Raw genomic sequence first — 19867 nt, forward strand, 5'->3', positions numbered from 1 at the left:
GGGCGATTCGGGTGCCGCCGACGCTGCTGCGTCAGCGGCGGAATTCTTCAAGCGCCAAGTGGCACTCTTTTACAGGGGGCGGAAGTCTAAGGTGCCAAGCGGCGGTGGGCAACAGAAATGACTGTCGATTTGAGCGAAACCGCCAGGAATCCGCCCACTGGTGCCGTACTTTCCAGCGACGAAGCACTGGAAAAGCACAACCAGCAATACGCCGCAACAAATGTCGTAATACCCGTAAGGATGCGAGCCGACCTCAACAGCCAAATTCGTGCGGGTAGTAGCCCATTAGTGTCTGCCTGCGCGCCTGACGGGGCTTCATGAACCTTTCCCATCAGGCCCATCACCATGACCGACAACCTGCATCAGCGCCTGGCGCAATTCAGCAACCTCGAGTGCGAAGTCGCCAAACGCTTCATTGACCGCCCCACCCTCATGGAAAGCGCCGACACCCTTTTGCTCGATCAGTGGCGACAGCGCTTGCCACTGAGCCAGCACGACCCACGCCAGCTATATCTGGATAGCCGCCACCCGAGCACCGACCAGGCCTGGATCCGCCCCCTTGGCCAGGTACTGATCGAACGCTATTGCCAACGCGAAACCCTCAACCTCAATGACGATGCTGACTTTCTCACCACCCGCCTGGACAGCGACCCGGCCGCCAGGCTCGCCATCGACCTGCATGAGGTCGAATTGCTGATCAACGAAGCGGGACCGCTGCTACTGAACGCCTATCAACAACAGCTGGTGGGCTACTGGCACCGCTTCGACGACAAGGGCCAAACGCCCTGGCGCTGGTACGCCGACTATCTGAGCAAGCACATGCTGGAGGCCATCGATAACAAGGCCAAGACCGGCGAGTGGCCCAGCTTTGCCTTGGCCGCCGCCAGGTTGGTGCATACCTATCCTGAGGCGGCGACCCGCAGCAAGTGGCAGAATACCCAGGCGCTCAACGTGGCCGGCCTGGCCGCCGACTTTTCCGCCGACGGCGACCTGGATATCGACCTGGCCAGCACCCTGCTGATCGAACACGTCGATACCGATCCCACACGCAACCTGACACTGCTCTATACCCTGAGCGGCAAGTTGCTCAGATTCGAGTCACGACAAACCATCCTGGCGGGGATCCGCGACTACCGTAACAGCCTGCAATTCGACAGCCCCTATCGCGTCGAGATCGACTACCAATTCCCTTCAGTCTTCGAAAACCAGGCGCTGGGGTTACTACGCCAGCAACTGCGGGTTATCGAACAGATCGCCAGCACCTACCAGGGTACGTTCGGCGCCATCACGATGAGTATGGACATGGATCGCCTCACCTCGTTGATCGACATGTGCAGCGAGACCGAGGCCGCCCAGCGCCGGGCGCTCGACGCGCAGTTGCCCGACTGGCTACAGAACGCCAAGAGCCGCCCGTTGATGCGCTACAGCACGCTGCTGGTCAATGTTGCGCAAACCTACCAACAGGCCGACGGCCAATCCTGGCTGAAGGATGTACCGGACGCTGAAACATTCGCCAACCAGCAATTGAACGCGCGCTTCGTCGCGGACCACCCGGGTACGACCTGTACCGCCGAACAGGTTCGAATCACCAATTATCAGGTCATTGCCGCGGCACTCCCCGTCCAAGGCTCTATCGTATCCTCCAACGACGAGCCCCCCGTCACGTTCACCTGCGCTCAGTTGGCCATCGGCAACCTGGGCCAACTCCAAGCTGGGCGCGTCACCCTGACGTCCACCACCGCGACGCCACTGCCGGCCTGGATGAGCGAGCGCTATCTGCGAAAATTGGTCACCGAATTGGATATTGGCACCGCGTATCCCGCCTTGTTGCGCCGCAAGCTGCTGGAGGATACCGAGCAACATGCCGAACGCCAGCGCCTACTGCTGGCACAGTTACGCGCACAACTGCCGGCATTGGCCATGGAGTTGCACCTGCAAGGCCAGATACCCGATCCAGACGTTGCCGAGCGCATCGCCGAGGCGCTTGCCCAGGCCTCGGCGCCCGATAGCACTCGATGGGTGATACGACGCCTGGGCTTCATCAAGGCGCCTGGTCGCGCGGTGGACTCACCGCGCAATACCTGGTTGATCGAGGCGCAGGTGCCCGCCGGCGCGGCGTGCCTGTTGTATCGACCGCTACACAAGGACTCGCTGCTGTACTTCAAGGATCGGCTGGCGCTGTTTGTCGCCATCAGTACGCCAGGCCAATTGCAGGACGACCTGCTGGAGCGCTTGCCTGCCGAGGATCGCAGGCCCTATGCCCATGGTGGTTTCCTCGAGCCTCATCTCTTCCTGCCCATGGATGACACCAGCGCCATACCGTTCGGCAAACCAGCTGCAGTCACCCTCGCCGTCGAGCCACCACCGGCCAATCTGGGCGAGGCGCTCTACCTGGCCTGTGTCAATGAGTCAATCGCACGCTTCGAAGAAGCCTCCGTCAGTAGCGCGCAAGCACGCTGGAACCGATGGGTAAACCTTGGCTGGTTGCTGTTCAATACCTTGCTGCCCCTGGCTGGCAGCACCTTGGGTAAGGTGGCCTGGCTTGCGCAAATGGAAGTTGCGCTCGCCCAGTTCGTGGACACCGACGCCGAGCGCGAGCCGACCCACCATCGATTGGCCATGGTCAACCTGCTGGTGAACATCGCCATGTTGTTATTTTCTCATTCGCTGTTTCGTCGACGGCTGGAGGAGGAAGCCATGCTTCCTGCCTTGACGCCTCCGCTCGCCGATCCTGATCCTGCAGCACCTGAGCTTCCTGTCACCGCTCAATTGGTCACGGCCCTGGAGCCATTGGACTTCAGTTGGTCCACCCCCGACAGAAGCCTCAGCAACAGCCAGCAAGGGCAACTGGACCTGTTGCAGGCCGATGTCAAGGAATCCGGGTTGGGTACACCTACCCCAACCGGCGAACTGCAAGGGCTCTACCTTCACAACAACCGACTCTACACGGTACTCACCCATACCCAGCTCCAGACCCGAGACGGCAAGCCCTACCGCCAACCGATACGTCAGGTGTACGAAGTACAGCGGGACCCGGACCGATTGCAGATGCGGATCGTGGGTCCGGACCTCAAACCTGGCCCCTGGGTGCAGCGCGATGAACTAGGGCGCTGGAGGCTGGATCTCTCCGTGTACTTCAAAGGCAAGGGCGGCATGCCGATTACCGAGCAACTGAACCAGATGCGCCTGGGTACAGAAGATGCGCTGACGGCCGCAGATGCCTTGATCATTGCGGACAAAGCCCTTTACGAGGCGAAAGCGCGGGAGATGGTCACCATCAAAGGACTGATCTCCGCCACCCAGGATGACACCGTACTCAGCTCATGCCAGGCCAAGCTCAGCGCCATTGTCACGTTCTGGGCCGATCACCTGGAGCACATCAAAACACGCAACGCCCTGGAGCCTGTAAAAAACTACAGGATGGCTCACGCCGCCGCGCTGCGTCAGGAAAATTTTTGTCAGTTGGTACTGCATAAGATCCTCGAGCAACGCTTCACGCCCGGTCGCACACAGCTGTTGGCGCTTGTCGAGCAACAACAATGGGGGCAAACGCTTACCGAGGCAGACGTGCGTATTGCCACCCAGCGCTTGAACCAACAGTCCCTGTTGATCGAACAGATGCTCAATAACAATGCGAGCCTGCGTTACGGCCATACGGAGCTCAGTAAACTGGCAGGGCCTCGCTTCGAACAGATCATCACATGGCGCAACCTGGCTGCCAGTGTGCCCGCCAACGCACAAACGGAACTCACGCTGCGTTTCCGGCAGATGGAGAATCATGTCAGTCGCTTGAAGTTACTGCATCCACTGTCCTCCATGGCCGCCTCCTGGCGTGACCGGTTCTGGAACAATCTCCAACTGGGTATCACCCAACTCAAGACCGTCCTTGGTTTGTCCGGCGAAAATGACGAGGCCAAGATCCGGTTGCTGTACAGCATCAAGGAACAGTTGCAGACCGCCAAGCGTCAGTTGGCCAACCTGCGCAAGGAGGTGACAGACGCTGCAACCCTGGAAACGCTCCAACACCTGCAAGGCGGGCTGGAGCACGTCCAACAAGAGACCTCGCGCGAGCTCTCCGAGCTACCCGACTATCCACCGACCAGCACCTTTGAACAGTTGCGTCACCGACTACCTGGGCTGATCGATACCAATGAACATGGCGTGTTGCTGACCCGCCCTCGCCCAGGGCAGGCCACAACAGTGGACCTGGTTGGACCAGACGGTGAGGAGACCAACCGAACCTTTCACCTCGAAGACGACAGGTGGGTGGAGCACCAACCTGTCAGGGCCGCACCAGGTCCATCCCTCCCCAGCCTCAAGCGCTTGCTGAGGCAAGGCGCCACGCTGTTGAACGAAGTGCGGGAACAGGTGGATAAAGTGCGTCGCGCCAGCAGTGCTTACCTGCCGATCGAAATCGAAGAGTCCATACTCCATCAGCGTGACCGACTGACTGCGCAAGCCGATGCCATCGAGACCCGGCTGACCCGAGACAATGCTACCGACGAGGGCATCGAAGGTACGGATGCCGAAGGCACCGCCAAGGCGCTACGCACCCTGGCCGAGGCCGTGCAAGGACAGGCCACGGAGCTGCGCATCGAAACTGCCCTGGCGCAGGCGCCGCGTATGCCCGAAGTACTGTTTCTGCTCGAACAGGGCCAGATACAGTTGGCTCGCGTGGGTGTCCGCGTGCGTCTGAACAGGGTCAAAGGACGCCCCGCCGACTTTCTCGACGAATACAGCATCAGCCATGACGGCAAGGTATTGTGGTACGCCCACTTCCACTATCCGGCCATGGACACCAACAGGGCCGACTTCACCGCAGGCCACTTGAAAACCCGCGCCCAACGTCACGCGGCGGGATCGCGGGTGACCGAGGCCAACGGTAAGGTCACCGAAGTCTATCGCGCGCCGATCACCACCACGGCGGCCAGCGCGCACTTCTTCAACCTTTGACCCCAATGGGCGCTGGCCGGCCAGCGCCCCATCGGCCTCAACGGTCCTTGAACTGCGCCTCGCGCTTGGCGATGAACGCCGCCATGCCTTCCTTCTGGTCTTCGGTGGCGAACGCGGCATGGAACACCCGGCGCTCGAAGCGCACGCCTTCGCTCAAGGTCACTTCGAAGGCACGGTTGACGCTTTCCTTGACCATCATGCTCACCGGGACCGACTTGCCAGCGATGGTCGCGGCCACCTTCAGCGCCTCTTCCAGCAGCTCGGCCTGCGGCACGATCCGCGCCACCAAACCTGCACGCTCTGCCTCCTCGGCGCCCATCAGGCGACCAGTCAGGCACAGTTCCATGGCCTTGGCCTTGCCCACCGCGCGGGTCAAACGTTGGGTACCGCCCATGCCCGGCAGCACGCCGAGGTTGATTTCCGGCTGACCGAACCTGGCATTGTCGGCGGCGAGGATGAAATCGCACATCATAGCCAGCTCGCAACCGCCGCCCAGGGCGAAGCCGGACACTGCGGCGATGATCGGCTTGCGTCGGTTGGCAATGCGGTCGGCGTCGCTGAACAGGTCATCGACGTAGATCTGCGGGTACTGCAGCTCGGCCATTTCCTTGATGTCGGCGCCAGCCGCGAAGGCCTTGGCAGAACCGGTCAGCACCACGCAACCGATGTTCGGGTCCTTTTCCAGTTGATCCAGCGCCTGGTTGATCTCGCCGACGATCTGCGCGTTCAAGGCATTGAGCGCCTGCGGGCGGTTGAGGGTGATCAAGCCGACCTTGCCATGGATGTCCAACAGGATGGTTTCGAATGCCATGCAGACTGCTCCTTCAAAGATTACGCGCAATGACCATGCGCTGAATGTCGCTGGTGCCTTCGTAGATCTGGCAGACCCGCACATCGCGATAGATGCGCTCCAGCGGGAAGTCGCTCAGATAGCCATAACCACCAAGCGTCTGCAAGGCATCCGAACAGACCTTTTCGGCCATTTCCGAGGCGAAAAGCTTGGCCATCGAAGCCTCCACCAGCGCCGGGCGCCCAGCATCGCGCAACGCGGCGGCGTGCAGCACCATCTGCCGGGCCACGGCGATCTTGGTTGCCATGTCGGCCAGGCGGAAAGCCACGGCCTGATGTTCGATCAGCGGTTTGCCGAAGGTCTGGCGTTCGTTGGCGTAGTCACGGGCCACTTCGAAGGCGGCACGGGCCATGCCCACCGACTGCGAGGCGATACCGATCCGTCCGCCTTCGAGGTTGGCCAAGGCGATCTTGTAGCCCTGCCCTTGCTCACCGAGGCGGTTGGCCACCGGCACGCGCACGTTGTCGAAGACGATCTGGCAGGTGTCGGAGGCATGCTGGCCGAGTTTGTCCTCGACCCGCGCCACCTGGTACCCCGGTGAATCGGTGGGCACGATGAAGGCCGTGATGCCGCGCTTGCCGGCGTCCGGGTCGGTGACGGCGAAGACGATCACCACCCCGGCGTTCTGCCCGGAAGTAATGAATTGCTTGCTGCCGTTGAGCACATAGTGGTCGCCATCCAGGCGGGCGCGGGTCTTCAGGCTGCTGGCGTCGGAGCCGGCCTGCGGTTCGGTCAGGGCGAACGCGCCGAGCATCGCGCCGCTGGCCAGCGGCGCGAGGAATTGCTGCTTCTGCGCCTCGCTGCCGAACTTGAGGATCGGCACGCAGCCCACCGAGTTGTGCACGCTCATGATGGTCGAGCAGGCACCGTCGCCGGCGGCGATCTCTTCCAGGGCCATGGCATAGGCAACGTAGCCGGTGTCGCTACCACCGTATTGCTCCGGCACCAGCATGCCGAACAGGCCCAGCCCGGCCATCTCCTCGATGGCCTCCTTAGGGAAGCGGTGTTCCTTGTCCCACTGCTCGGCGAACGGCTTCAGCCGCTCCTGGGCGAACGCCCGCACCGCATCGGCGATCTGTTGTTGCTCGTCAGTTACCAGCATGCTTCACCTCAGTACAGGCATTCGACGGCCATGGCCGTGGCCTCGCCACCGCCAATGCAGATGGCCGCCACGCCACGGCGCAGGTTGTTCTGGCGCAAGGCCGACAGCAGGGTCACCAGGATACGCGCGCCCGAGGCGCCGATCGGGTGGCCCAGGGCGCAGGCGCCGCCATGGATGTTGACCTTGTCATGGGGCAGGTCGAGGTGCTTCATGGCCGCCAGGGTGACCACGGCGAACGCTTCGTTGATCTCGAACAGGTCCACCTCGGCCAGGTTCCAGCCGGTGCGCTTGAGCAGCTTGTCGATGGCGCCAATCGGCGCGGTGGGGAACAGCGCCGGAGTGTCGGCGAAGGCGGCGTGACCATGGATCAACGCCAGCGGCTTGAGGCCGCGCTTCTGGGCCTCGGAGCGGCGCATCAGCACCAGCGCCGCGGCGCCGTCGGAGATGGAGCTGGAATTGGCGGCGGTGACGGTGCCGCCTTCGCGGAAGGCCGGTTTAAGCTGAGGGATCTTGTCCAGGCGCGCCTTGGGCGGCTGCTCGTCATCCTTGATGACGCGCTTCTCCTTGCCCTCGGTGACTTCCACCGGGACGATCTCGGCTGCGAAACGGCCGCTCTTGATCGCATCCTGCGCCCGGGTCAGCGAGGCGATGGCAAAGGCATCCTGGGCTTGGCGGCTGAAATCGCCTTTCTGCGCGCAGTCTTCGGCGAAGGTTCCCATCAGCCGCCCTTTGTCGTAGGCGTCCTCGAGGCCGTCCATGAACATGTGGTCGATGATCTTGCCATGGCCCATGCGATAGCCACCACGGGCTTTATCAAGCAGATACGGGGCGTTGGTCATGCTCTCCATGCCACCGGCGACGATCACCTCGGCGCTGCCGGCCAGCAACTGGTCGTGGGCCAGAATAGCGGCCTGCATGCCCGAGCCGCACATCTTGTTCAGCGTGGTGCAGGTGGTGTGCTTGTCCAGCCCGGCGCCGAGTGCCGCCTGGCGTGCCGGAGCTTGGCCCTGACCCGCAGGCAGCACGCAGCCGAACAATACTTCCTGGACGCTGGCGGCATCGATACCGGCGCGCTCGACGGCGGCACGAATCGCCGCGCTGCCCAGCTGCGCGGCGGTCAGGCTCTTGAGGTCGCCCTGCAGGCCGCCCATGGGCGTGCGCACGGCGCTGACGATAACGATCGGATCATTGGCGAGGGTCATGTGCATTTCTCCTTACTTGGCAGCCATGCGCAGCGCGCCGTCGAGGCGGATCACCTCGCCGTTGAGCATGCTGTTCTCGATGATGTGGCGGGCCAGCGCGGCGTACTCCTGCGGACGGCCCAGGCGTGGTGGGAACGGCACCCCGGCGGCCAGCGAGGCACGCACCTCCTCGGTCATGCCGGCCATCATCGGGGTTTCGAAGATGCCAGGGGCGATGGTCATCACGCGGATGCCAAAGCGTGCCAGCTCGCGGGCGGCTGGCAGCGTGAGGCTGGCGATGGCGCCCTTGGAGGCGGCGTAGGCGGCCTGACCGATCTGGCCATCGTAGGCGGCGATGGAGGCCGTGTTGATGATCACGCCACGCTCACCACCCTCGTCCGCCTGCCCCTCGGCCATGGCCGCGGCAGCCAGGCGCAGCAGATTGAAGCTACCGATCAGGTTGACATTGATGACCTTGGCGAAGCTGCCCAAGGCGTGCGGACCGTTCTTGCCCAGGACCTTCTCGGCACCGACGATGCCAGCGCAGTTGACCAGACCATGCAGGCTGCCGAAGGCGCTGACGGCGGCATCGACGGCCGCCTTGGCCGCCTGTTCGTCGCTGATGTCGGCCACCGCGAATCGGGCATTTGTGCCCAGCTCGGCGGCCTTGGCCTCAACTGCCTCTGCGTTCAGGTCGACCAGCATGACCTTGGCGCCGGCCTCGATGAGCATCTGCGCGGTGGCGGCACCCAGGCCCGAGGCCGCGCCGCTGACGATGAAGTGTCTGTTCTGGATTTGCATGGTGATTTTCCTTCAGGCGCCGGCAGCGATCGGCTGCGCGGCTTGTTGTCGGGCGATTTCCTGGTTGCGCAGGATGAAGCGTTGCAGCTTGCCGCTCGGGGTCTTGGGCAGGTCGCCGACGAATTCGATTTCACGCGGGTAGGCGTGGGCGTACAGGCGCTGGCGCACGTGTTGGCGCAGGGCTTCCTCCAGCTCGGCACTCCCTTGATAGCCCTGGCCGAGCACCACGAAGGCCTTGATCAGTTCGGTGCGCTGCGGGTCAGGCTTGCCGATCACCGCCGCCTCGACCACCGCCGGGTGCTCGATCAGCGCGCTCTCCACGTCGAATGGACCGACGCGATAGCCGGAAGTGGTGATCACATCATCGCTGCGACCGACGAAACTGATACTGCCGTCCGGGTTCAGCTCGACGGTGTCGCCACTGAGGTAGTACTTGCCCTTGAACGCCTTGGTCGGCAGGCCGTGGTACCCCGCGAACCAGCACAGCGGCGACTGTTCACGGTCCACCGCGAGGATCCCCGGCTGGCCGGCAGGCAGTTCGTTGCCCTGCTCGTCCACCACCACGATGCGGTGGCCGGGAATGGCGAAGCCAGCCGAACCCTGCAACACCGGGTGCTGCAGGGCGTGGTGGTTGCACAGCACCATGCCCAGCTCGGTCTGGCCGTAGTGATCGTGGATGGTCACGCCGAGCTCGTCGGCGAACCAGCGAATCACTTCGGGGTTCAGGGGTTCACCGGCGCTGCTGACCACCCGCAAGCGGCCCTTGACCGGTGTCGAGAAGGCATCGCCAGCGGCAATCAGCAGACGATAGGCCGTGGGTGACCCAGCCAGGTTGGTGATGCCCAGCTTGGCGATGACCCGCGCGCAGCTCTCCACGTTGAAGGGGCCGTCGTAAAAGGTGGTGGCATGGCCCAGCGACAGCGGTCCGGTAACCGCGTAATACAAGCCATAGGCCCACCCCGGGTCGGCCAGGTTCCAGAAGTTGTCGTCCGGACGCAGGCCTACCGCATCGCGCAGGTAGCCCTGGAAGGCGACGATGGCCCGCAGCGGCACCTCCAGCGGCTTGGCAGGACCAGTGGTGCCGGAAGTGGACATCAGCAAGAACGGATCGTCACCACGGCGCATGACCGGCGCGCAAACTGCCTGCGCCGCCTCCAGCGCCCGCTGGAAGTCCAGCTCACCAGCGTCGGCGCCGACCGTGACGAGAATGGGGCAGCCAGCCACCTGATCCAGCTTGGGCCGGTTGTTACGGTCGCTGACCACCACCTTGGCCCGAGACTGCTGCAGGCGGTGCTCGATGGCCTTGGGGCCAAAGGCCGTGAACAGTGGCTGATACACCGCACCCAGGCGCCAGGTGGCAAGAATGGTGACCAACAGTTCGGGCGTGCGCGGCATCAGCCCGGCAACCCGATCACCGGCCTGAACACCTTGGTTTTTGAGGACATTGGCAAACCGGGCAGACAGGGCCTGAAGCTGCTCGAAGGTGTAGCGATCACCCTGGCCGTCCTGGCCCTCCCAGATCAAGGCGGGCCGGTTACTGCCGATGTGCCGGTCACAGCACTCGACACAGGCGTTGAGGGACTCGAGGTTGCCATGCAGCGCCGCCGCGGCGGCCTGGGCAGGGTCGAACGCACGAGCGGCCTCGGCGTAATCACGCATCGTCGGACTCCTGGTTTCTTGTTTTTGGAGTGGAACCATCGGTCCGACGATGTTCGCGCCGCGTCTACGTCGCGGCAATGGCCAAAGCTGTCAATCTGGATGACCGGTTTGGCCGCTACCCGCTAGCGCCCCACGCCACGCTCGCTATCGTCTTCGATACGCGCCATGCGCTGCATGAACTCCAGGGTCAGACGCTCGCGCAGGGGCTGGCGATCGGCTGCCGGGGCAAGGGCGGCGAACGCCGCCGAGTCGTATCGCTCGACGAAGCGCTGCCAGAACAGATAGCGGCACAGGTGCGGGGCCAGGACCTGTGGTGTGATCGCGGCCTCCACGGCATTACGAGCCGCGTCCAACTGTGCCTGCTCGACGCTCGGCACGCCGACCTCATAGAGGCGATAAGGCTGAAACGGCAAGGCCAACGCGCGACGCAGCCGGACCCGGTAGCGCAGGGCCAACATCCCCTGCACGTCCTGCGCGAGGTTCACACCACGCGCCTGGATATCTGCCCGCACAAAGGACTCCAGCCGTGCCAGGCGGAACAACCCTTTGCCGAGCGCCAGCAACTGCGCGCCGGACAGCGAGGTATTGGGAGCCTCTGCCTGGCTCTCGGCGTGCCGCTGCAACAACCGGCTGAACTGCTCGATGACGCGGTTGTTACCCACCGGTTCAGGCTGCAGCAAACCATGAACCGTCTGCGCAAACCCGGCGTCCGCGTGCATCAGCGCGAGGATGCGCCAGACATGTTCGTCGAGGAAGGCTTTCGGCCAGCTATGCTCTGCAACCTGCTCCAAGCCTTCGAGCAAGTTGAACACAGGAACATTTCCCGCCTGTGCTTGCAATGCGTCCCAAATTTTCCCGCGAGCCACCCCGCGCGACCCCGTCCCGACCCATCCAGCACGACCTTGCTCGTACTCCGGTGCCTCGCGGATAGGATCGAATGCAGCCAGGTTGGCAAGCTCGGTCATGCTCATGCGGTTGCCCTCGACAAGGAACCCCTCGCGAAACGCCTGAGGCATGTTCAGGATCTCCCGTGGCGCGCCCCGCAATGCGTTATTGCGCAAATCCACCAAGGTAAGCTGATCGCACAGCGCGATATCCTTGGGCCAGGAGCTCAATCCGCAGCGACGCATGCGCAGTTCGATCAAGTGCGACAGGTGCTGAAAAGGCAGGGCGAATGCGCCGACCGCGTGATTGTCGCTCAGGTCGAGATGACTCAACATGGGCAGGCGGCTCAGGGCCTCCACCGCATTGGCATCGAGGTGGATCTGGTTGTTTACCAGCCGCAAGCGGCGCAGATTGATCAGATAGCCCAACCCACCCGGACACCGCAGCAGGTGATTGTGACTCAGGTCAAGCCGCTGTACGTCGGTGAAGGCGCGGATGAACCCCGCGTGCACATGGCTAAGTGGAGCGTCGGTAATCACCAGTGCTTTCACATGGAAGAAATCGACTTGCAGGGGCAGCTCCGGCAAAGTGGCAACCGGTAGGTCGGAGAACGACAGCCGCAAACCCAACCGTTGCTCCACCGCGCCGTGCATGGGCATATCGCCGACGCCTCGCCATGCCCGCAGCAGACGCTCGGCGAACATCTGGCGGGTATGCCGGGAAACGTCATCGAGGGCAAAGCCGACCCAATCATTGACGCTCCGGGTCAACTGCGCCAGGTCATCCTCCAGCGCCCCCAGCACCGCTTCTACCCGCACGCCTCGACGCCACCTGATCTGCAATTCCAGCTCCAGCTGGGCATCGTTGAGCCCAGGGAAATACTGGCGCAGACCATCACGCAATATCGCTCGCTGCGACAATCGCCCCGCCCCCCGCCCACTGAGCGGGTAACCGACACGCCCATCAGCCAAGCGCCGCCCGGGATTGAACCAGGTGTGCTGCCCGGGCCAGCCGAGCAAGCTGGCAACCCCCTGTCGCGTCTCGGGCAACTGCGCCAGGAGCTTGTCACGTAACCGAGCCGCGGCCTGCTCGCCCTCAAGCTGCAGGGTGCTCGACAACTTGCGTGCATCGAGCACGCCCACCAGGGCCTCGAAAATGTCGTCGCTCGCCGCCACCTCGCGCTGTGCCCCCGTGTCGTCGAACACCTTGAACACCCCCTGGTCGCGCACCAACAACCAGTGACCGGCACTCTCGTCCTCGGCCCCAATGGCTGCCAGCGCTGCGGACTGCTCGATATCCTTGCTCAAGGTCAACCGCAGGCCAGCAACCTGCAGCTTGTCGAGCAACGTCATGACCAACACGCCAGTATCATCGGTATAGGCGCTGGGCGCATACAGGCCTGTCATGGCCCGATTGAAACGGGCCATGCGCGCCAGAGCCAGCGCCCGGGTCTGCGTCTTGAGGGATAGACGCTCCTGGGCCAAGGCCTGCTCACGCTGTGAAGCGCTGAGTTCGCCGGCCAATGCCTGGGCATGGGCCTCGGGCAGGCCAGCAATCGTCTTGCGCAACAGCTGGGCCAGTTCATCATCCCCGGCAGGCGCTTGCGTCAAATGCTCGAACAGTGCGCCCCGCAACTCAGACTGCCTGGCCAGGATCTGCGTCGCATCGGCAACCTCGGGGCGCGCCAGGCACTCACGCAGCAGCGCTTGATCACTCACGCTAGCCGGTAGCTGCCGCAAACTCTGGAAGAAGGCCTCGATGCGGGCATCGGCGGCGAAACGCTCCAGCGTGTCGCGCAAGTTGATCGGGGTGCGCCGGTTCTCGACCAGCAGGCCGCGCAACGCGTCTTCATCGACATCCGCCGCGCGCATGATCCAGCGCGCCTGCGCGGCACTGCGCAACTGCGCTTCTGGCCACAAGGTATCGAGCATCCGCGCCGCGCCTGTCTCGGCCTGCGCACGGTGGTACAACAGCTGCCAGCAACGCTCGCCATTGTGCAGCACCACAGGCTCGTAGGCCCCAGGACGTGACGGGTGGCGCAAACGGTACACGCCGTTGGGCTCGGCCTGGTATAGCTCGTGCAGACGCTGACCAACGCGTATCCAATGGCGCTGACCATCGCTGAAACGCCCGTCGGCCTGCAACGTGACATGCTCAGGGGACACGGCGAAGGCTTCCAGGTCGTTCGGCCACAGCCGCAGCGTTTCGCCATCGCTGCTGACCCATTCCATGGCCTCCAGATAGGCACAGCGCACGAAGGCTACCGCCGCGACCGTGCCAGCCGTGGCGACCAGCGTGGCCGCCACCCCGAGCAGATGCTCCAGCGCCTCGTGCTGGTGGCCAAGGGACCACTCCGACACGCCTTCGAATACCGCGCCCAGGGTTTGCGTCACGACGCCGGCCAAGAGCAGCGCGCCAACCGCTGGCAGGAACAGCCCGCTCAGGTTCAGCAGATCCAGGCCGGCCGCTTTCCAGGCATCGCGGCGCGCCTTGGCGGCCACCGCATCGGCATTGGCGGTGGGCACCAGCAGCAGCCGGGCATCGTCCTGCAAGCGTTGTACCTGCTCGGAGGCCATGGCCTGGAACACATCGCCGGTTTGCACCCGGCCCTCCAGTTGCAAGTCCGCAACGTTATCCTGCAAGCGCTTGGCCAAGGTGTCGACGAATTCGGCCCGTCGTTCGAGGCTGATCAGCCGCGTGAAGTGAGCCCGATAGCCTGGCGCTTTCAGCTCGACGGCCAGCGCCGCGTTCATCGCCGCGCTGGAGGCATAGCGCCGCAACGGCTGGATAGGATCGCTGGGCAGGTAGGCCAGCACGCCCCGCTCGGCGCCATGACGGTCACGCAGGTGGATCAGCACGCCATCGACAACCGGTTGCCCGAGCATCTGCATCAAGCCCGGGTACCCCTTGAGCTCGTATTGGGTATGGACCTGCTCGGTATCGAGCAATTCCCGCAGGGCGAGTTGCTCGGCGGCGCTGATCTGGCCATTGAGGGCGGCCATTTCCGTTGCCAGGCGAAGCCCGGAGCGTTTGTCCTGCGCCAACAACTCCTGGGTCGCCGCATCGTAGGTTCGCGCAAGTTCGAGCTGATACAGGCGGCCCACGTCCAGCTGGCGGCATGCCTGAACCAGCTCGTTGCCGGGCTTGGACAGCACCTCGCTCTGGCCCGCCGCTACCAACCCAGAGCCGTCGTAGAAAGTGGTACCGTCCGCGAAGTTGTGCATCAACCGCAGCAGACCGCTTTCGCGCGTTTCGCGCGGCCCATACGCAGGCACGCCCTGGAGCGGGAGATCAGTGAACTCGGGCAGCACCGTCAGCCACTCGAGTTGCTCGAAAGCCACGCCGTCAGGCAAGGGTTTGGCCAACAGCGTGGCGAAGTGCTGTTTGGCGAAGCGCTGCAACGGCGGCAGTTGGAGGGTGCGCCCGCGCAGGCGTGCCTGACTGGCCTGGTGTGCGCTCAACGCTTCGCGCAGGCGCCTGATCTGGTTGCTGGAGGCACGCTTGAGCCAGTCTGGCAAGCGTGTCCCGATGAAATCATCGAGGGCATTGTCCGTTTCAGGGGGCGGTGTTTGCGGGGACGGGGAGTCCAACAGGTGCATGGCATGATCCTTGGCCAATGGTCGGTCCACCATGCTGCTGCTTTTGGACGTGACATATCAGCGGGAAACCCACCAGCCGACACCCTACCTTCAACGCCCGCCATCGCGCGCCTGAATCAGCGCGCGGTAGTGCCCCGGATTACAGCCGAACCACTTGCGAAAGGCCTTGTAGAACGAACTGCTATCGGCAAAGCCCAAGCGCTCGGCGATCTCGCCCATGGCCAGGTGGTCCTGGCTCAGCCAGGCGATTGCCAACTCCCGCCGCACGCTATCCTTAAGGCCCTGGTAATTTTGCCCTTCCTCGGCCAGGCGCCGACGCAGGGTCGAAGGCGACAGGCATAGCTGGCGCGCCAGCTCATCGGCATCCGGCCAACTGCCTGGGTCCAGGCGCAGCAGGTCGGTACGGATGCGCCGGCCCAGGCTGGCGGGGTCGCGGTACTTGACCAGGATGTTACCCGGCGCCTCGGCGAGAAAACGCTGCAGTTCTTCCTCACTGCGACGCAGCGGCAAGTCCAGGCAATCGGCGGCGATGATCATCCGCGTGCGCGGGCGCTCGAACTGCAGGTTTTCCGAAAACATCACCCGGTAGTCGTCGCAGAACGGCGGCTCGGCGCAGCGCAGGTCGATGGCCAGGATCGGGATGCGCCGCCCTGCCAGCCAGCAGGCCACGCCATGCACGATCATCCAGAAGGTGAAGTATGTGAAAGCGCGGCGCGGTTCATCGCGCGGCTCATTGATGACGATCTCGGCCAGCCCCTCCTGGCGCAGCAGGCCAGGCTGCAGGTCGTCGAGCATCAGCGACAGGAACGCCAACGCCGTTTCCAGCCCCGCGCCCAGGGTTGGCTGGGCCATGCTCGCCCGACACAGGAATGCCAGGCTGCCTCCGCGCAGGCCGCGCGGGTCCATGGCGAAGAACTCGTCGTTGCAGCGCCGCGCCAGCAAGCGCCAGAGTCGGGCATAGGACTCGGCGCTGACCCGCGCCGCGGGCAGGTGCAACTGCTCGACGGCAATGCCGGCGCGGGCCAACAAGCCGGCATCGGGCTCGCCGTGCGGGCAGGTCTGCAACAGGGCTTCACGCACCAGCTGCATGGAAATGGTGTCTTTCTCGCTCATCGATGGTCCTGTCGTTGCAGTGCCGGCCATCTTAGGCCAGGCCTTTATAAACAACCATCACAGGCCTGTCGCCAAACCCAGGAAGGCCTGGATCAGCCGCAGCTCCCGACGTCGCTCCAGGCATCCGACCAGGTGCTGGTTGACCAGGCCGGCCCCAGCCAAGGGGCGCGCTACCACCCGCGGGTCATGGGCCACCTCGGTGGACGACACCACCCCGATGCCCAGTTGCGCCGCCACCGCCTCGGTGACGGCTTCGCGGCTGTCCAACTCCAGTAGCACCCGCGGCTGCACGCAGGCATCGGCGCAGGCCTTGTCGAAAGTGCGCCGGGTAGTGGAGCTGGGCTCGCGCAACACCATGATCTGCTTGTCCAGCGCCATCAAGGGTAAGTCGCCAGTGGCGCTGGCCCAAGGGTGCCCCACCGGCAGCAAGGCACACAGGCGCGACTCGCACAGGCTTTGCAAATGCAGGCCCTTGCGCGGCTCGATCTCGGTCAGCACCGCCACGTCGGCATGTTCCGACAATAGTGCGGCAAGGGTTTCCTGGGCGTTGCCCAAACGCAGGTTGACGGTGATACCAGGGTAACGCTCACGCAACTGCGCCAGCATCGGCATGACCCGGTGCGGTCCGTCGGCGGCGACCTCCAGGCGCCCGGTGAGCAACTGGCGGTTGGCCTCGAGCATCGCCTGGGCTTCCTCGGCCAGGCTGAACATCGCCCGGGTGATAGCCGCCAGGCGCGTGCCCTCCGCGGTCAGCTCGACCCGCCGCGCGGTGCGCCGCAGCAGGGTGATCTGGTAGTGCTCCTCCAGTGCCTTGACGTGCCCGGTGACCGCCGGCTGGCTGATGAACAGGCGCTCGGCGGCGCGGGTAAAGCTGCCCTCGCGGGCAACGGCATCGAAGGCACGGAGCTGGAACAGGTTCATATCTATCGGCCCTGCTTATGACTGGCATATCTACAAACAATTTGATTGATGATTCAGCGAATTGCAACCTAGCCCCACTAGTTTCCAGCCCACCGCAAGTGAGGAACCACGGAATGAGCAACGCCCCGATCCTGCTGACCCCCGGTCCATTGACCACTTCTCTGCGCACCCGCCAGGCCATGCTCATGGACTGGGGCTCCTGGGACCGCGACTTCAACCAGTTGACCGCCAGCCTGTGCGAGCAATTGCTGGCAATCGTCGACGGCGCCGCCAGCCATCACTGCGTGCCCCTGCAAGGCAGCGGCACCTTCGCCGTGGAAGCGGCCATCGGCACCCTGGTGCCGCGCGACGGCAAGGTGCTGGTGCTGATCAACGGCGCCTACGGCCAGCGCCTGGCGAAGATCTGCAAGGTCCTGGGCCGCACCTACAGCACCTTCGAGACCGCCGAGGACCAACCAACCACCGCCGAGGATGTCGAGCGTCTGCTAGCCGCCGACCCGACCGTGACCCACGTCGCGCTGATCCACTGCGAAACCAGTACCGGCATCCTCAACCCGCTACCGGCAATTGCCCAGGTGATCAAGGCCCATGGCAAGCGCCTGATCATCGACGCCATGAGTTCGTTCGGCGCACTGCCGATCGATGCCCGCGAGGTGCCATTCGAGGCGCTGATCGCCGCCTCCGGCAAGTGCCTGGAAGGCGTGCCGGGCATGGGTTTTGTCTTCGCCGAGAAAACCGCCCTGGCCGCCGCCGAAGGCAACGCCCACTCGCTGGCCATGGACCTGCACGACCAGCACGCCTACATGGCCAAGACCGGCCAATGGCGCTTCACCCCACCGACCCACGTGGTCGCCGCCCTGCACGAAGCATTGCTGCAGTACAACGAGGAAGGCGGCCTGCCCGCCCGCCACCAACGTTATGCCGACAACTGCAAGACCTTGCTCGACGGCATGGCCAGGATCGGCCTGCGCAGTTTCCTGCCCACCGCGATCCAGGCACCGATCATCGTCACCTTCCATGCCCCGAAAGCCCCCCGCTATCAGTTCAAGGACTTCTACGAGCGGGTCAAGGCCAAGGGCTTCATCCTCTACCCGGGCAAGCTGACCCAAGTCGAGACCTTCCGCGTCGGCTGCATCGGCGTGGTCGGCGCCGCCGGCATGCAAGCCGCCGTGGACGCCGTGGCCGACGTGCTGCGGGAAATGGAAGTGTTGGATATCTGACCCCTGCCTAGCCAATTCAAGGAAACTGCGCCCGTGAACTACAACAACCCCACCCAGCTACAAGCCGCCATCCTCGACTGGGCCGGCACCGTGGTCGACTTCGGCTCATTCGCCCCCACGCAGATCTTCGTCGAGGCCTTCGCCGAGTTCGACGTGCAGGTGTCCATCGAAGAAGCCCGCGGCCCCATGGGCATGGGCAAGTGGGACCACATCCGCACCCTGTGCGACGTGCCGGCAATCGCCGAGCGCTACCGCCAGGTGTTCGGCCGCACGCCGACCGACGACGACGTCACCGCCATCTATGAACGCTTCATGCCACTGCAGATCGAGAAAATCGCCCTGCATTCGGCGCTGATCCCCGGCGCCCTGGAGACCCTGACCGGGCTGCGCCAGGACGGCTTGAAGATCGGCTCGTGCTCGGGCTACCCCAAGGTGGTGATGGACAAGGTGGTGGAACTGGCGGCGCGAAACGGTTATGTGGCCGACCACGTGGTGGCCACCGACGAGACTCCGAACGGCCGCCCATGGCCGGCCCAGGCCCTGGCCAACGTGATTGCCCTGGGGATAGACGATGTGGCGGCCTGCGTGAAGGTCGACGACACCGTGCCGGGTATTCTCGAAGGCCGCCGTGCCGGGATGTGGACCGTGGCCTTGGTGTGCTCGGGCAATGCCCTGGGGCTGACCTGGGAAGGTTACCGCGCCTTGAGCGCGGAAAAGCTGGAGAGCGAGCGCAAGCGTATTCACGCGATGTTTGCAGGGTCGCGCCCGCACTACCTGATTGACACCATCAACGAGCTACCCGAGGTGATCGCCGATATCAACCGGCGGCTGGCCAAGGGGGAGATGCCGCAGGGCGCCTGATCCTGATGTCGAGAATCAGCGCGGGGCAAGTCGCGGCGGCGGTTCGCCGCTGCGACTTGACCCGCGATGCCTGGCGGCTCAGACCGCCCGGTTCAGCTTCACCCACGAGGCAAACTTGTCGATGAACCCCTGCAGGAACGGCCGGGTCTTGTCATTCAGCTTGCCACTGTCATCGAACAGCGTCGCGGCCCCGCCGATATACGCCTCGGGCATTTGCATGCACGGCATGTCGAGAAACACCAGCGATTGGCGCAGCGCATGGTTGGCGCCAAAGCCGCCGATCGCCCCCGGCGAGACGCTGGCCACCGCCGCCGGCTTGCCGCTCCATACGCTCTGGCCATAGGGCCGCGAGCCGACGTCAATGGCGTTCTTCAGCCCGCCCGGCACCGAACGGTTGTATTCCGGAGTCACGAACAACACCGCGTCACTGCGACGGATCTCGTCGCGAAAACGCTTCCACGCCTCGGGGGCGCCCTCGGCCTCGACATCCTCGTTGTACAACGGCAGATCGCCAATCTCGACGATCCTCAGGGCCAGGCTGGACGGCGCCAGCTCGGCCAACGCGCGGGCCACCTTGCGGTTGTAGGAGTCCTTGCGCAGGCTGCCGACGACAACCGCTACCGAATAGACCTGGCTCATGGCGTTTTGCAACCTCTACTGGGGGATTGGGACCTAGTAGTTATAGATGACCGTTCCTCGGCCCCAGGTTTTTTTTCCGCCCG

Annotated in this window: 12 protein-coding genes; 3 read left to right on the forward strand and 9 right to left on the reverse strand. The window is 64.1% G+C overall.

Annotated elements, in window-relative coordinates; all coding sequences use genetic code 11:
- Positions 1-345 precede the first annotated feature (345 nt).
- Positions 346-4953 carry a hypothetical protein gene (locus ACODS5_RS15930; RefSeq protein ID WP_489109094.1) on the forward strand — a complete coding sequence of 1536 codons (4608 nt, stop codon included), beginning with the start codon at positions 346-348 and terminating at the stop codon, positions 4951-4953.
- Between the two features lie 37 nt (positions 4954-4990).
- Here ACODS5_RS15930 and ACODS5_RS15935 read toward each other — a convergent pair whose 3' ends face one another.
- The 8 genes from ACODS5_RS15935 to ACODS5_RS15970 all read right to left on the reverse strand — a co-directional run bounded on the left by ACODS5_RS15935 (position 4991) and on the right by ACODS5_RS15970 (position 17064).
- Complete coding sequence (locus ACODS5_RS15935; protein ID WP_489109095.1) at positions 4991-5764, reverse strand: enoyl-CoA hydratase; 774 nt, start codon at positions 5762-5764, stop codon at positions 4991-4993.
- Between the two features lie 13 nt (positions 5765-5777).
- The gene (locus ACODS5_RS15940; protein WP_134692614.1) at positions 5778-6905 is read right to left on the reverse strand and encodes an acyl-CoA dehydrogenase; all 1128 of its coding nucleotides are present in this window, start codon (positions 6903-6905) and stop codon (positions 5778-5780) included.
- A gap of 8 nt (positions 6906-6913) precedes the next feature.
- A complete protein-coding gene (locus ACODS5_RS15945) occupies positions 6914-8107 on the reverse strand; it encodes an acetyl-CoA C-acyltransferase (RefSeq protein ID WP_489109096.1) in 1194 nt (397 codons plus the stop codon).
- Positions 8108-8119: 12 nt separating this feature from the next.
- Positions 8120-8887 (reverse strand): SDR family NAD(P)-dependent oxidoreductase, encoded by a 768-nt coding sequence (locus tag ACODS5_RS15950; protein WP_489109097.1) that lies wholly within the window; start codon positions 8885-8887, stop codon positions 8120-8122.
- A 12-nt stretch (positions 8888-8899) separates the two neighbouring features.
- A complete protein-coding gene (locus ACODS5_RS15955) occupies positions 8900-10546 on the reverse strand; it encodes an AMP-binding protein (RefSeq protein ID WP_489109098.1) in 1647 nt (548 codons plus the stop codon).
- Positions 10547-10668: 122 nt separating this feature from the next.
- The gene (locus ACODS5_RS15960) at positions 10669-15030 is read right to left on the reverse strand and encodes a dermonecrotic toxin domain-containing protein (RefSeq protein WP_489109099.1); all 4362 of its coding nucleotides are present in this window, start codon (positions 15028-15030) and stop codon (positions 10669-10671) included.
- 90 nt (positions 15031-15120) lie between these two features.
- Complete coding sequence (locus tag ACODS5_RS15965; protein WP_134692609.1) at positions 15121-16143, reverse strand: AraC family transcriptional regulator; 1023 nt, start codon at positions 16141-16143, stop codon at positions 15121-15123.
- A 57-nt stretch (positions 16144-16200) separates the two neighbouring features.
- Positions 16201-17064, reverse strand: a complete 864-nt coding sequence (locus ACODS5_RS15970) for a LysR substrate-binding domain-containing protein (RefSeq protein WP_134692608.1) — start codon at positions 17062-17064, stop codon at positions 16201-16203.
- Positions 17065-17177: 113 nt separating this feature from the next.
- On the opposite strand from ACODS5_RS15970, the gene ACODS5_RS15975 reads away from it, so the two are divergent.
- Both ACODS5_RS15975 and phnX read left to right on the forward strand, forming a co-directional pair.
- Positions 17178-18284 (forward strand): 2-aminoethylphosphonate--pyruvate transaminase, encoded by a 1107-nt coding sequence (locus tag ACODS5_RS15975; protein WP_489109100.1) that lies wholly within the window; start codon positions 17178-17180, stop codon positions 18282-18284.
- 33 nt (positions 18285-18317) lie between these two features.
- Positions 18318-19145: a phosphonoacetaldehyde hydrolase gene (gene phnX / locus ACODS5_RS15980; protein ID WP_134692606.1), complete on the forward strand. Its 828-nt coding sequence runs from the start codon at positions 18318-18320 to the stop codon at positions 19143-19145.
- Positions 19146-19223: 78 nt separating this feature from the next.
- On the opposite strand, the gene ACODS5_RS15985 is transcribed toward phnX, so the two are convergent.
- Positions 19224-19784, reverse strand: coding sequence for an NADPH-dependent FMN reductase (locus ACODS5_RS15985; RefSeq protein ID WP_134692605.1), 561 nt, complete (start codon positions 19782-19784; stop codon positions 19224-19226).
- Between the last annotated feature and the right edge of the window lie 83 nt (positions 19785-19867).

This window comes from Pseudomonas sp. FG47 (assembly GCF_057809115.1).